The organism is Martelella lutilitoris (genome assembly GCF_016598595.1).
Taxonomy (GTDB): domain Bacteria; phylum Pseudomonadota; class Alphaproteobacteria; order Rhizobiales; family Rhizobiaceae; genus Martelella; species Martelella lutilitoris_A.
The window spans coordinates 614,456-628,918 of the sequence record NZ_CP066786.1 but is presented as its reverse complement, the minus strand read 5'-3'; the positions used below and the strand labels follow the sequence as shown (position 1 = coordinate 628,918).

Sequence of the window (14,463 nt, the reverse complement as noted above, 5' to 3'; positions counted from 1 at the left end):
AATGAAGGAACTCACCAGCGATATCGTGATCATCGGCGGCGGTCTCGGCGGGGTGGCCGCAGCGCTTGCGGCACTCAAGCTCGGCCGCAGCGTCATCCTGACGGAGGAGTTCAAATGGCTTGGCGGCCAGCTCACCACCCAGGCTGTGCCGCCGGACGAAAACCCATGGATCGAAAGCGACGGTTCGACGGCAAGCTACCGGCAACTGCGCGCGGAAATGCGCGACTACTACAGGCGCAACTACCCGCTGACCGACGAGGCGCGCGCGGATGAAAACCTCAATCCGGGCAGCGGCAATGTCTCGCCGCTCTGCGCCGAGCCGCGCGCGGGCGTCGCCGCGATCGAGGCGCTTCTGGCGCCATGGTTTGCGACCGGTCGGCTGACCGTGCTGATGTCGGCAAAGCCGGTCGCGGCAGAGACCGACGGCGACCGCTTCACGGCGGTCACCGTGCGCTCTTTCGAATATGGCGAGATGGTCCTGACCGGCCGCTATTTCATCGATGCCACAGAACTCGGCGATCTTCTCGCGCTCGGCAATGTCGAGCACGTCATCGGCGCGGAAAGCCAGGCCGAGACCGGCGAGCCCGCAGCGCTTGCGGGGGCTGCCAATCCGTTTGACCAGCAGGCGGTCAGCTGGTGCTTCGCGATGAGCTATCATCCGGAGGAGGACCACACGATCGCGCGGCCGCGCGACTATGATATCTGGCGCGACTTCAAGCTCGATTTCTGGCCGGACCGGCAGCTCTCCTTCATCGGCCCCAACCCGGTGACGCTCGAGCCCGACAACCGGCCGCTCTTCGTCGGCGACAGCGATGCGAAATTCGCGCCCGACAACTGGCACTACCGCCGGATTTTTTACCGCAGGCACCATGTCGGTAACCGCTATAACTCCGACATCTGCCTCGTCAACTGGCCGCAGATCGACTATTGCGGCGGTCCGCTGGTGGGCGTTTCAGCGGAAGAAGCGGAGAAACACCTGGAGGGCGCGCGGCAATTGTCGCTGTCGATGCTCTACTGGATGCAGACCGAGGCCCCGCGCCATGACGGCGGCTACGGCTATCGCGGCCTAAAGCCGGCGGGCGCCGTGATGGGTACGCTCGACGGCCTGACCATCGCCCCCTACATCCGCGAGAGCCGCCGCATCAAGGCGCTGTTCACGGTCACGGAAAACCATGTCGGCATCGATGCCCGCAAGGGTCTCACCGGCGCCGAACAGTTTGCCGACTCCGTCGGCGTCGGCTCCTACCGCATCGACCTGCACCCCTCGACGGCGCCGCGCAACTACGTCGACATCGCCAACTGGCCGTTCCAGATCCCCCTTGGCAGCCTGATTCCGAAACGGGTCGAAAACCTCCTCCCGGCCTGCAAGAACATCGGCACCACCCATCTTACCAATGGCTGCTATCGGCTTCATCCGGTGGAATGGAACATCGGCGAAAGCGTCGGCGCACTGGCCGCCTATTGCATCGAGAACGATATCCGCCCGCGCGGCGTGCGCGAGACGGCCGATCGGCTTGCCGATTTCCAGCATCTCCTGACGAGCCGTTTCGAGGTGCCGCTCGCATGGCCGCAGCATATTCGTGAAACCCCGAGGCTCGAGCTCTTCGGGCGCGTGGAGTAAACCTATGGCGAAGCTTGAACTGAAAGACATCCGCAAATCCTACGGTTCGGTCGAGATCATCAAGGGCATCGATCTTGCCGTCGAGGACGGCGAATTCTGCGTCTTCGTCGGGCCGTCGGGCTGCGGCAAGTCCACGCTTCTCAGGATGATCGCCGGCCTTGAGGACATCACCGGCGGCACGCTCGAGATCGGCGGCACGCGCATGAACGACATCGCCCCCGCCAGGCGCGGGGTCGCCATGGTGTTCCAGTCCTACGCGCTTTATCCGCACCTGACGGTGAAGGAGAACATCGCCTTCGGCCTGAAGGTTCGCAAGGTGGCGGCCGACAGGATCGAGGAACTGGTGAGCGAAGCCGTTACCATGCTGCAGCTCGAAAAGCTCACCGAGCGCTATCCGCGCGAACTCTCCGGCGGCCAACGCCAGCGCGTCGCCATCGGCCGCGCCATCGTCGGCGAGCCGGAAACCTTCCTGTTCGACGAGCCGCTGTCAAACCTCGATGCAGAGCTCAGGGTCCATATGCGCACCCAGATCTCGGAACTGCACGAGCGACTGAAACGCACGATGATCTACGTGACCCATGATCAGGTCGAGGCGATGACGCTCGCCGACAAGATCGTGCTTTTGCGTGATGGCCGGATCGAACAGGTCGGCACGCCGCATGATCTTTACGAGCGTCCGCAAAATCTCTTCGCCGCGCAGTTCATCGGAGCACCGAAGATGAACATCTTCGAACTGACCGGCAGCTTCGAGGGTTTGCGCGCGGCCTTTCGGCTGGACCGTTCCGCCCGCTACTGCGGCATTCGCCCGGACAGCCTGACGATCGCGCCGGATGGAGAAGGCGCGCTGGCAGCCCGTGTCAGGCTTACCGAATATCTGGGCAATGCACGGCTGGTTCACGCCGACGTCGAGGGCCATGGGTCAGTCATACTGGAACAGCCGGCCGGCGCCGAGATCGCGACGGGTTCCCGGATTGCCCTTTCGGCCCGCCGGGACAGTATCCACGCCTTCCGGGAGAACGGAAACCGGATAGAATAGGCAGCGCTGGAGGGCGCGCAGGATCAGCCGGGGAGCAGCGAGGCTCCCGACTCCGTTTCCGCCCGATGCCGTTTCAGCCCGGAAGTCGAACCAGGATTGAATAGTGTTTTCCGGCATCGATGCGTTCGATCCTGTTGCCGCCAAGCGTCTCGGCGTCCACGACCATGACAGGACTGTCCAAGGTCGCATCCTTTTTGACCTCGACGTCAAACGTTGCGCCCCGGAAGGTCCGGCTGAACTGGTAGGACTCCCACTCGGCCGGCGGTTGCGGCGCAATGACGACGCCGTCGCCGTCGCCGCGCAGACCGCAGAGCCGTTCGATGACCAGGCGGTAATACCAGGAGGCGGTCCCGGTGTTGAACAGGTTGCTTGAGCGGCCGGCCGTGCGCGGATACTGGTAATAGGCGCCGCGATAATAATTCGGCAGGTAAAGCGGCAGCTGTCCGCGGGTTGCAATGTCCTTTGCCTCCGGGCGCGTCAGCATTTTGGACAGCACGGCATAGGCGCGGTCATTCTCGCCGATATGGTAGAGCGATGCCGCATAGAAGGCGGCGGCGTGATTATAGACCGCGCCGTTCTCGCCATTGCCGGGCCATTTCTGCGTCACCCGGCCGACATCGTCGCGCATTGCCGTGTAGGCGGGAGCGAACATGGCTGCGCCATAGGGCGTGTCGAGCTGCTCATCGATCGCCCGAAGCATGCTGGCCCGCTTGTCTCCGTCCGCCGCCCCGGCGAGAAAGGCCCAGCTCTGGGCGTTCAGATAAATCCGGCCCTCGCTGTCGGTCTGAACGCCGAACGCAACGCCGTCATCGGTGATGCCGCGGGCATACCACTTTCCATCCCAGAGATAATGATTGATGCTGTCGTTGAGCTTCCCGGCTTCCCGTTCCAGCCAGTCCGCAGCCTCGCTGTCGTTTTCAGCGCGGCACATATCGGCCCAGGTCGTCATCGCATAGCTTGCGGCTTCGGCCAGCCAGCCGGAAACGCCCCTGCCCTTGTAGCCAACCATGTTCATCGGGTCGCACCAGTCGCCCTGTGCGATATAGGGCAGATTGCGCTCGTCGACCTCGCCGGCGAGAAAGCGTAGCGCCCGCGTCACATGCTCATAAAACGTCGCCTCCTCCTCGCTATCGGCCCAGGCGATGCTTTCGGCGAGGACTGCCCGATCCCCGGTTTCCTCGATATAGGCCTTGGCGGCGATAACCAGCCAGACGGCGTGATCGGTGTGCGGGATCTGGTTGATGTATTTCAGCTCCGTATCGGGCCTGAGCAGGATACCGTCCGGAACCTTGCCGGAAAAGAACTGCTGTCTGGCGGTCCTGAGGAGCGCCGCACGCGTTCTCTCCGGCGCGATGAAGATCATCCCGAGCCCGTCCTGGAGATAGTTGCGGGTCTGCGGATCCGTGGTCAATCTGTGGGTGTCTCCGTGATAGAAGACCTGGCGCGGCAGCCAGTAATTGACGAAGTGATTGAAGTCGTCATCGGGCGAGCGAAGCGCGAGAGTGCCGAGGCCGGAGCGGATATAGCAGTCATACTCCTGCCGCACCGGCTCGAGAGCGCCCCAGAGATAGTTCGCCGTCAGGGCCGATATCTCGGCTTTGTCGAAGGCCGGGCCGAAGACGAAGCGAAAATCCTCGGTCGCACCGGCGTCCAGAGCAAGATCCCATTGCATGATACCGGCCGGATTCTCATAGCTGGCATCCCCGCCGGCGAGATGGCCGCCATCCTGAAGGGCGGAGGGATTGTGCAGCCCGCCCTCGCCCTCGAAAGCAAACTGGGCGACCTCGAAATGGTCGGGCCTTCGGTCTGCGGCAAAGAAGGTAATATCCTTCAAGTGCTTGTTCTTGAAGTATTGTTCGACCTTTTGATAGGGCGTCACGCTGGTGCAGACGATGGCGTTTAGGTCAGCGTCGAAATGTCCGCCCCGGTTCATCCATGAAGAATAGCCGACAGGGAAAAACGGAACGAAGGAAAGCGTTTTCTTTCCGTCCGTCAGGTTGGTGATCCGCACGGACCAGATTTCCGCGACGTCCTCGACCGGAAGATCGAGCCGCAACTCGACGCGCACGCCATCCTTCTCGATCACCCATCTAATGTCCGAAAGGCCGGGCTCGAAGCTGAAGCGGTCGAGCTTCGCCCGCACCGGCTCGTAGGGTGCTGAAAACAACTTCCCCGTCTCATTGTCGCGGATATAGAAGAAGCGGCCAGGGTGATGCGGAAAATAATCCTGTTCCGGCTGCATGAAGGTCTGCGCGGCGATGGTGGGAACATGCGCGTATTTGCGCGGCTCGGGATCCATATATTGGCTCACGGCGTAGCCGCGCGCACTCATCTGGATCATCATTTTGCGGTTCCAGAGATAGCTGGCGGCGTTGGGCGCCAGCGTCGGATCGGTCAGGCGGAAGCGTTGTCCGTTCTCGATGAAGGAAGTCATCCTGCACTCGTGCGTTGGTGTTGGTATTGCGCCTTCAGTCCGGTGCGGCCGTCGAGCGCCTGACTGAGAGCGAGGGCTCGAACCGCTCCTGAAACGGAAGGTCCATGTCGTAGGTGAGATTGAGCAGTTGCCGACAGGCCGAACGGGCCATCTCCTCGATCGGCGCATGAATAGTGCTGAGCGGCGGGGCTGTGTAGGCGGCGAAATCGACATCGTCGTAACCGAGGACCGAAACCTCGCGCGGAACCGAGCGGCCGCGATTGTTCAGTTCCGAAATCAGCAGCATGGCCACCTTGTCGTTTCCGCAGAACACGGCCGTGAAGTCGAGATTCATGTCGAGGAAGGAACGGACCAGCCGTTCTGCGGCGGCATAGCTGAAAGCGCCCTCGACCACATAATCACTCGGGATGGAGCGGCCGAGCTTGCCCATCTCGTCCAGGAATCCGTCATGGCGCTGGCGGGCATCCTGCGCGGAAAGCCGTCCGGTGATCACCGCGATCCGTTCGTGGCCAAGCTCGACAAGATGCCGCGCGGCCAGCCGCCCGCCCAGTTCGTGATCGATAAAGAAGCACTGACCGGCCAGAGCATCGGCCTGATGGTTGAGCAGCACCAGATTGGCAAAATGCTCGGATGTCCGCGCCAGCTCGAACGTTCCCTGAAGCGAACAGGACATCAGGATGCCGTCGCAGTCGCGGTTGACCAGATAGTCAAAATGCGCGCGACGGTCGGCATCGGACTGGGCGTCCTCCGCATTGGCGAGAATCATGTGCTTGTTGTGAAGCCTGAGCTCCTGCTCCACCGCGCGGATGATCATGTGGTAATAGGGGCCCTCGAGGGAGGGCACCCAGACCCCGATCAGATCGGACCGGCGCGACGACAGCGACCGCGCCATGCTGTTGGGCCGGTAGTTGAGCTGCTTGATCGCACGTTCGATTTTCTCTGCCGCCTTACTTGAAACGGAACCGTTTCCAGAAATATACCGGGAGACCGTGCCCGAACCAACGCCGGCCAGCCTCGCAACGTCTTTCACTGTCGCCATACCTGAACTCCCCTCCACCCTTTCTGCCCGGCGATAACGCCATATCATGTTATTATTCAACGGGTTTTGGTCAAAAACAATATCTTCAAGGTCGAGCTCTCATCTTTTTTTGCAGGAACCATTGACAAAATCAAGTGCCTGCCGTTGTAATTGGAACCGATCCCATTTTGAGATCGAAGCACTTTTGACCGGACCATCTGGTCCCTCAGACGACCCTTTGGGGAGGACATATGTTTATTCTGAAGAATGCGGTGACCGCATCGGCCGTAGCGCTGACCGTGGCAATGTCCGGCGCTGCCGGCGCCCAGGAACCGCTTGATGCCGAAGTCATCCACTGGTGGACATCGGGCGGCGAATCCGCCGCGATCGGCGTTTTCGCCGACGCCTACAACGCCAATGGCGGCAACTGGCAGGACAGCGCTGTTGCCGGCGGCTCGGCCGCGCGCAGCGCCGCCATCAACCGCATCATCGGCGGCGACCCATCGACGGCGGCGCTCTTCAACACCTCGCAGCAGTATCACGAGATCGTCGAGGAAGGCCTGCTCAACGACATCGACGCCGTGGCTACCGAAAACAACTGGGATGAGATCCTGCCTGCGCCGATCGTCAACGCCGTGAAGATCGACGGCAAGTACTACGCCGCGCCGGTGAATATCCATATGCCGCTGTGGTTCTGGTATTCCGTCGACGCGCTGGAACAGGCCGGCGTCGAGAACCCGCCCGAAAGCATGGACGAATTCTTCGCTGCGCTCGACAAGCTTCAGGAAGCCGGCATCACGCCGCTGGCACTTGGCGGCCAGCGCTGGCAGGAAAACTCCCTGTTCTCGGCGATGCTGACCAATGTCGGCGGCGGCCAGCTCTGGGAGGCGGTCTACGCCGACAAGGACGAGGACGCCATCCATTCGCCGGAATTCCGCGAGGTCATCGAAACCTTCATCGCGCTGAAACCCTATGTCGACGCCGCATCGCCGGGGCGTAACTGGAACGACACGACCGCCATGCTGATCAATGACGAGGCCGGTTTCCAGGTAATGGGCGACTGGGCCAAGGGCGAGTTCAAGCAGGCCGGCAAGGAAATCGGCACGGATTACGGCTGCATTCCGGGCCTGCGTCCCGACAGTCCCTACGTTCTCGGCGGCGACGTCTTCGTCTTCCCGAAAACCGACGATGCCGAACAGATCAAGGCACAGCGCCTGCTCGTCGAAGTCATGACGGATCCGGAAACCCAGGTCGAATTCAACAACCTGAAGGGCTCCATCCCGATCCGATCCGACGTCGATGCCTCCAAGCTCGACGCCTGCGCCCAGCTCGGCCTTGAGATCATGTCCGATCCCAGCCGCCAGGCGCCCGACGCTTCGCAGATGATGGCCGAATACATCTACGGCTCGGTCCAGGATGTCGTGACCGAACTGTGGAACACCGACATGTCGGTCGACGAGGCCGTCGAACGCTTCGACCAGGCCCTCAACGGCTGATCCATCCATCTGGAACAATCATGCGGGAAGGGGACCCTTGCGGTTTCCTTCCCGTTTTCAAGGGAGGTTCCGTTGCACGCCGCCGCCTTCACCCGGCATATCAGGCGCAACCTGTTTGCCTATATCGCCCTGCTGCCGATGGCCATCGTCGTCGTCTTTGCCTATCTGGGCACGATGCTTTGGTCCGTCCGGCTGTCATTTTCCAGTTCGCGGCTTCTGCCCAAGGACGACTTTGTCGGCTTCGCCCAGTATACGAGGCTTTTCGAAACCTCACGCTGGATCACGTCTCTGGAAAACCTGGCGGTCATCGCCTTCTTCTTTCTTCTGATCTGTTTCGTTCTCGGCACGCTGCTGGCCATTTTCATCGACCAGAATGTGCGCGCCGAAAGCCTGTTCCGGACTGTTTTCCTTTACCCCTATGCGATGTCCTTCGTTGTCGCGGGCCTGATCTGGCAATGGATCCTCAATCCCGACCTCGGCATCCAGGCGACCATGCGCGATCTCGGCTTCCCGAACTTCGTGCTCGACTGGACGGTCAATCCGGACAAGGTGCTCTACGCCATCATTCTGGCCACGGTCTGGCATGGCTCCGGGCTGGTGATGGCGCTCATTCTGGCGGGTCTGCGCGGCATCGACACCCAGATCTGGTCGGCGACCCGCATCGACGGCATTCCGCCGTGGCGCGTCTATCTTTCGATCATTTTGCCCATGCTCCGGCCGATGATCATCACCTCGCTGGTGCTTCTGTCGATCTCGATCGTGAAAATGTACGACGTTGTCGTCGCCATGACCAATGGCGGACCGGGCACGGCGAGTGAGGTGCCGGCCAAGTTCATCATGGACAACCTGTTCGAGCGCGCCAATATCGGCCTTGCGACCGCCGCCTCGACCGTACTCCTGATCACCGTTCTGCTGATCATGGTCCCGGTTCTCTATTCCCAGTATTTCCGCAGGAACGGGAGGGCGTCATGACGCAGAAATCCGTCTCAAAGCGACCGGTGAAGGCAGAACGCGTCTGGGGACGCTTCGGCGTCTATGGCTTTCTCTTCTTCGTCGCGTTGTTCTTCCTGCTGCCGCTCTATGTGATGCTCGTGACCTCGTTCAAGAGCATGGACGAGATCCGCCTCGGGCTGATCTTCGCGCTGCCGCAGAATTTTTCGCTCGATGCCTGGATCAAGGCGTGGACGAGCGCCTGCACCGGGCTCGACTGCACCGGCCTTCAGGTCGGCTTCTTCAACTCGGTGAAGATCCTGATCCCGAGCGTGATCCTCTCCATCCTGCTCGGCGCGGTCAACGGCTATGCCCTGTCCTTCTGGCGGGTGAAGGGGGCGAATGTTCTGTTCGCCTGCCTCCTGATGGGCTCGTTCATTCCCTACCAGGTGTTCATCTACCCGCTGGTGCGGTTTTACGCGCAGGCCGGCATCTATGGCTCGCTCCCGGGCATCGTGCTCACCCACATCATCTTCGGCATGCCGGTGATGACGCTGCTGTTCCGCAATTACTACATGGGCCTGCCGATGGAGCTGTTCAAAGCCGCCCGCATCGACGGCGCCGGCTTCTGGAGGATTTTCCTTTCGATCATCCTGCCCATGTCTGTGCCGATCACCATCGTCGCGGTCATCATGCAGGTCACGGCGATCTGGAACGACTTCCTGCTCGGCCTGGTCTTTGCCGGTCGCGACAACCTGCCGATGACGGTCCAGCTCAACAACATCGTCAACACGACCACGGGCGAGCGCGCCTATAACGTCAACATGGCGGCAACTATTCTGACCTCGCTGGTCCCGCTTGTCGTCTATCTGGTTTCCGGCCGCTGGTTCGTGCGCGGCATCGCCTCCGGCGCCGTAAAAGGATAAGTCCCATGAGTTCTGTAGCCATTCAAAACCTCGACATCCGCTATGGCAGCGTGCATGTCGTCAAAAGCCTCGACCTTGAAATCAGGGACGGCGAATTCCTGGTCCTGCTCGGCCCCTCGGGCTGCGGCAAGTCCACGCTGCTGAACGCGATCGGCGGCCTAACCGATGTCAGCGGCGGAACGATCCGTTTCAATGAAAAGGACGTGACCTGGGTCGATCCCAAGGACCGCGGCATCGGCATGGTGTTCCAGTCCTATGCGCTCTATCCGACGATGAGCGTCGAACGGAACATGTCGTTCGGGCTGAAGATTGCGGGTGTGCCGAAAGCCGACATCGAAAAGAAGGTAGCGTGGGCCGCCGAACTTCTGCAGATCACGCACCTGCTCGACCGCAAGCCATCGGCCCTTTCTGGAGGCCAGCGGCAGCGCGTCGCCATCGGCCGGGCGCTGGTGCGCGACGCCGATATCTTCCTTTTCGACGAGCCGCTCTCGAACCTTGATGCCAAGCTTCGCGCCGAACTGAGGCTCGAGATCAAGAAACTGCACAAGGCGCTGGGCTCCACGATGATCTACGTGACCCACGACCAGATCGAGGCGCTGACGCTTGCAGACCGGATCGCGGTGATGAAGGACGGCATCATCCAGCAGCTCGATACGCCGCTCAACGTCTACAACAAGCCGGCCAACGAGTTTGTCGGCACCTTCCTCGGCTCACCGGCGATGAACAAGATTGCCGGCGCCTTTGCAGCGGAGAATGGCGGCCTGGTGTTCCGGTCCGGCAGCTTCCGCCTCGATGTCGGCGCATATCCCTTCGCAGGCGCGGTCAAGGACGGCCAGAAGGCGACGCTCGGCCTGCGCCCGGAACATCTGCGTCTTGCCCGGGAGGGTGATGCGGCCTGGACCGGAACGGTCTCGCTGGTCGAGCCCATGGGCAGCGACATTCTCGCCTGGTCGGATTTCGAGGGCGTCACGCTTTCCCACAGACTGAGCCAGGAAGATCATTGCGACGTCGGCGAAACCGTTTCCGTCACCGTCGATGTCGCCAAGGCCTCCTTCTTTGAGGAAAGTACAGGGGCCCGCCTCTAGAGTAGCCGTGCGTTCATTCGGACGCACAAAGGCCGCTCTAGCCTATTGAAGCGGCGCGTCGGGACGCAACAGCCCGGTTCCTTCTTCAGCCCGGCGCGGCGGACCGCGCCGGGGCTTTCGGCAGCGGAACGTACGGTGTGAGAAAATATGAGTTTTTTTATCTTGATTTGAGAAGTCGGCGATCCTAGAACGCGGTCCAATGTTTGCAAGCGCACTGGACCCGAAATGAACACGACCAAAAGACTTGGCCTGCTTGGCTTCATGATCACCGGATTTGCGGGGGTTCCGGCCTTCGCCGCCCCCACATCCTATCCGCTTGAGATCGAGAATTGCGGCGAAACGGTCGTCTTCGAGAAAGCGCCGGAGAACGCCGTGGCACTGGGCCAGAACAGCGCGGAAATCATGCTGCTGCTTGGCCTTGAAGACCGGATGGCCGCAAGCGCCTTCTGGCCGAATGATGTTCTGCCCGAACTGGCGGAGGCCAACGGCAAGGTCGAGACGCTGACCGTCGAATTCCCGACGCTTGAAGCGGTTCTGCAGCAGCAGCCGGATTTCGTCGCGGCGATGCTGACAACGCTGATGGGTCCCGACAGCCGGGTTGCCAAGCGCGGCGATTTCGAGGACCTCGGCATCCCGACCTACCTCGCCCCCAGCGCCTGCTCCACATCACTGGATACGGGCGATGCCTATGGCAGCCGGGATCAGCTGTGGAACATGGACCTTCTCTACAAGGAGATCGACGATCTCGCCCGCATCTTCGACGTTCAGGAACGCGGAGACGCGGTGATTGCCGACTTCAAGGCGCGCGAAGCCGCGCTGCGCGAGCAATTTCCGAAGAATGACGATCTGACCTTCCTGTTCTGGTTCTCAAGCGCTTCGGCGGCCGACGACGCCTATCTCGGCGGCGGCAACGGCCCCTCCGGCTTCATTGCCGATCTTCTGGGCGGCCGCAACGCGCTCGATACCAAGGCGGAATGGCCGACGCTCAACTGGGAAGGCATCATGGCCGCCGATCCGACCATCATCGTCGCCACCCAGGTCGACCGCAACCGCTGGGATCTCGACAAGGCCGAGAACAAGATCGCGTTCCTTGAGAACGACCCGACGGTGAGCCAGATGGAGGCCGTCCAGAATGGCCGGATCGTGGTCATGAGCGGCGCTGCGATGAACCCCAGCATCCGCACGCTCTACGGCGCGGAAGAGATCGCCCGGCAGATCAAGGCGTTCGACAGCGGCGAATGAGAACGGCCACGGACATCGGCGCCGGAATGCGGCTTTTCCTGCTTCTGGCCGTCTCCGCGCTTGTGCTTGTCGTAGCGATCGCGGCGGCAACCGCGATCGGCGAGTATAATATTCCGGTGAGGACCGTTTTGCTGACGGTCGCCAACGAGTTCGGGCTGACGGCTGCGGATGTGCCGAAGATCGAGGCGAGCGTGGTCTGGAACCTCAGGCTGAGCCGCAGCCTCGTCGCCGCACTGTGCGGCGCGGGGCTCGCGATCTGCGGGACGATCCTGCAGGCCTTGCTGCGCAACCCGCTGGCCGAGCCCTTCGTGCTCGGCGTCTCCGCAGGCGCCTCGACCGGCGCCGTTGCCGTCCTCGTTCTGGGTATCGGCGCCGGTGCCGTTTCGCTTTCGCTCGGCGCCTTCGTGGGCGCCTTTGCCGCCTTTGCGGTGGTCGCCCTGCTTTCCAATGGCGCAACCAGCGGTCCCAACCACACTATTCTTGCCGGGGTCGCGGCCTCGCAGCTCTTCAATGCGCTGACGGCCTATATCGTCACAACGTCTGCCAGCGCCCAGCAGGCGCGCGGCGTGATGTTCTGGATGCTCGGCAGTTTCGGCGGCGTGCGCTGGCCGCAATTCCACCTTCTGGCGATCGTGCTCCTGCTCTGCCTTGCGATCTGCTTTCTGATGGCGCGGGCGCTCGATGCCTTCACCTTCGGCGATGAGGATGCGGCGGCGCTTGGCATCCCGGTCGCACGCACCCGGCTGGTCCTGTTCGCCGTGACCGCACTGATGACGGCCACCATCGTCAGCCAGGTCGGTGCCATCGGATTCGTCGGTCTGGTGGTTCCCCATGCCGCGCGCTATGTCGTCGGCCCGGTGCATATGCGGCTCTTGCCGGCCTCCGCCGTTCTCGGCGCGGTCTTCATGGTGATCGCCGACATTGCCTCGCGCGTCATCGTCGCGCAGCAGACCGTACCGATCGGCGTCGTCACCGCGCTGGTCGGCGTCCCCTTCTTCGCGATCATCCTCTATCGCGCGAGGCCGCAGACATGACCGTTATTGCCAGGAAACTTTGCTGGGGCGTGAAGCGAAAGACCATCGTCAGGGATGTCAGCCTTGCTGTTCGCGCGGGCGAAACCCTCGGCCTGATCGGCCCGAACGGCTCGGGAAAATCGTCGTTGCTGAGGCTGCTTGCGGGGCTGAAGCAGCCGCTGAGCGGCCAGGTGGAAATTCAGGGCCGCGATATCGCCAACGTGCCGCGCCGCGAAGTGGCGCGCAACGTCGCCTTCGTCCAGCAAAGTGCTGCGACTGACACCAATGTCAGCGTGCGCGATGTCGTTAGGCTCGGGCGCACGCCGCACCGCTCGGCGCTTTCCGGCTGGCGCGCAAGCGATCAGGAGGCGGTGGACGGAGCCTTGCGGCAGGTGGGCATGACCCATCTTCAGCACCAGTCCTGGCAGACGCTTTCCGGCGGCGAGCGGCAACGCGTCCACATCGCCCGGGCGCTGGCACAAAGCCCGCAGGTTCTGTTCCTCGACGAACCAACCAACCATCTCGACATTCATCACCAGATCGAGATCCTGCAGACCGTGCGTCAGTTGAACCTCACCAGCATCGTGGCGCTTCACGATCTCAATCTCGCGGCGATGTTCTGCGACCGGATCATCGTGTTGAAGGACGGCGCGCTGATCGCCTCCGGTGCGCCGGAGACCGTTCTGACGGAAGAGCTGATCGCGAGCGTTTTCCGCGTCGCTGCCGCTGTCAGCATCTCGCCCCATCACGGTCACCCGCAGGTCCATTTCCGCACGGGCGACAACGCTGCGGTCTGAATCGCCGTCTCCCGGCGTAGCGTCCCGGTTTCTCGCGGGTTACGGGATAATGCCGTTCATTTTCCGCGGCGCAAGCGGTCAGAGCCAGGCCAGCGGGTCGACGCCGATCAGCAGGCGGTGGCCCTGCAACAGGAACCAGACATAGAAGGCCAGCCCCAGGCCGGTCCAGAGCCAGAAGTTACGGTCCGCATGCAGATGCGCGCGCCCTTCAAGCACTGCCAGAAAGGGCACGATGGAGGTTTGCGCGCGGATAGCCGCCCATTCGGCATCGCCGAGCCGACGCCGCGTCCGGCGGTCGAGCACTGCCGTTCCGGCGAGGGCAAGCAGCCCCATGCCGCCGAACAGGATCAGCGACACAACATCCCCGTTCGGCGGAATGTGCGCGAGCGACCAGATCAGAAAACCGACGAGCACGGGGTGGCGGGTGATGGCGGTGATCGGGCCTTGCGAACCCGCTTCGCCACTGCGCCGGAAGGTGATGGAAAGCCGGTTTTGCGCCGCAAGCCCTGCGGCGATGAACCAGAAGGCGAACGGCATCGCGATCACCGGAACAAGGGCCTGCCAGGGCGCGGGATACCAGAGGAAAATCAACGGCGCATGTCGCGCCGCATCGATGATCCAGACCAGAAGCAGGATCGACACGAGAGAATAAAGCGTGAGATAGACACGGCGCCCGAAGAGGGCGATCAACCGGGCGCGCACGGGCGGCGCCGGCGGAACCACATGAGCCAGAAGGAAAGCAAGGATCGCGAGCAGAAAATTCGTCATGTCCTGGGTCCCGTCTCCCGACGAAAGATGAGATTCATCGCCGACGGGGGTGATACCGGCGGCAGGGCCACCATTTCCCCCCACACAAGGCGCCTGG

12 protein-coding genes are annotated in these 14,463 nt (G+C 62.2%); 9 read left to right on the top strand and 3 right to left on the bottom strand.

What is annotated here, in order from left to right; translation table 11 throughout:
* Position 1: 1 nt before the first annotated feature.
* Together JET14_RS02935 and JET14_RS02930 are read left to right on the top strand one after the other, a co-directional pair.
* Complete coding sequence (locus tag JET14_RS02935) at positions 2-1,621, top strand: FAD-dependent oxidoreductase (RefSeq protein WP_200336725.1); 1,620 nt, start codon at positions 2-4, stop codon at positions 1,619-1,621.
* Between the two features lie 4 nt (positions 1,622-1,625).
* A complete protein-coding gene (locus JET14_RS02930) occupies positions 1,626-2,657 on the top strand; it encodes an ABC transporter ATP-binding protein (RefSeq protein WP_200336724.1) in 1,032 nt (343 codons plus the stop codon).
* A 73-nt stretch (positions 2,658-2,730) separates the two neighbouring features.
* Here the strand turns inward: JET14_RS02930 and JET14_RS02925 are convergent, their stop codons facing one another.
* Positions 2,731-5,091 carry a GH36-type glycosyl hydrolase domain-containing protein gene (locus tag JET14_RS02925; protein ID WP_200336723.1) on the bottom strand — a complete coding sequence of 787 codons (2,361 nt, stop codon included), beginning with the start codon at positions 5,089-5,091 and terminating at the stop codon, positions 2,731-2,733.
* A 34-nt stretch (positions 5,092-5,125) separates the two neighbouring features.
* Complete coding sequence (locus JET14_RS02920) at positions 5,126-6,130, bottom strand: LacI family DNA-binding transcriptional regulator (RefSeq protein WP_024706220.1); 1,005 nt, start codon at positions 6,128-6,130, stop codon at positions 5,126-5,128.
* Between the two features lie 230 nt (positions 6,131-6,360).
* On the opposite strand from JET14_RS02920, the gene JET14_RS02915 reads away from it, so the two are divergent.
* From JET14_RS02915 to JET14_RS02885, 7 genes are all read left to right on the top strand, one after another.
* Positions 6,361-7,605: an ABC transporter substrate-binding protein gene (locus tag JET14_RS02915; protein ID WP_024706221.1), complete on the top strand. Its 1,245-nt coding sequence runs from the start codon at positions 6,361-6,363 to the stop codon at positions 7,603-7,605.
* 138 nt (positions 7,606-7,743) lie between these two features.
* Positions 7,744-8,577, top strand: coding sequence for a carbohydrate ABC transporter permease (locus JET14_RS02910; RefSeq protein WP_200337971.1), 834 nt, complete (start codon positions 7,744-7,746; stop codon positions 8,575-8,577).
* Entirely contained in the window at positions 8,574-9,461 is an 888-nt protein-coding gene (locus tag JET14_RS02905; RefSeq protein ID WP_200336722.1) for a carbohydrate ABC transporter permease, read from the top strand. The genes JET14_RS02910 and JET14_RS02905 overlap by 4 nt, the downstream gene beginning before the upstream one ends.
* Before the next feature lie 5 nt (positions 9,462-9,466).
* Positions 9,467-10,546, top strand: a complete 1,080-nt coding sequence (locus tag JET14_RS02900; protein WP_200336721.1) for an ABC transporter ATP-binding protein — start codon at positions 9,467-9,469, stop codon at positions 10,544-10,546.
* Positions 10,547-10,771: 225 nt separating this feature from the next.
* Positions 10,772-11,788: an ABC transporter substrate-binding protein gene (locus tag JET14_RS02895; RefSeq protein ID WP_200336720.1), complete on the top strand. Its 1,017-nt coding sequence runs from the start codon at positions 10,772-10,774 to the stop codon at positions 11,786-11,788.
* Positions 11,785-12,822, top strand: a complete 1,038-nt coding sequence (locus tag JET14_RS02890) for a FecCD family ABC transporter permease (protein ID WP_200336719.1) — start codon at positions 11,785-11,787, stop codon at positions 12,820-12,822. Before JET14_RS02895 ends, JET14_RS02890 begins: the two co-directional genes overlap by 4 nt.
* Positions 12,819-13,598: an ABC transporter ATP-binding protein gene (locus tag JET14_RS02885; protein ID WP_200336718.1), complete on the top strand. Its 780-nt coding sequence runs from the start codon at positions 12,819-12,821 to the stop codon at positions 13,596-13,598. The genes JET14_RS02890 and JET14_RS02885 overlap by 4 nt, the downstream gene beginning before the upstream one ends.
* 78 nt (positions 13,599-13,676) lie before the next feature.
* On the opposite strand, the gene JET14_RS02880 is transcribed toward JET14_RS02885, so the two are convergent.
* Positions 13,677-14,366 carry an NnrU family protein gene (locus JET14_RS02880; protein WP_200336717.1) on the bottom strand — a complete coding sequence of 230 codons (690 nt, stop codon included), beginning with the start codon at positions 14,364-14,366 and terminating at the stop codon, positions 13,677-13,679.
* Positions 14,367-14,463: the final 97 nt, after the last annotated feature.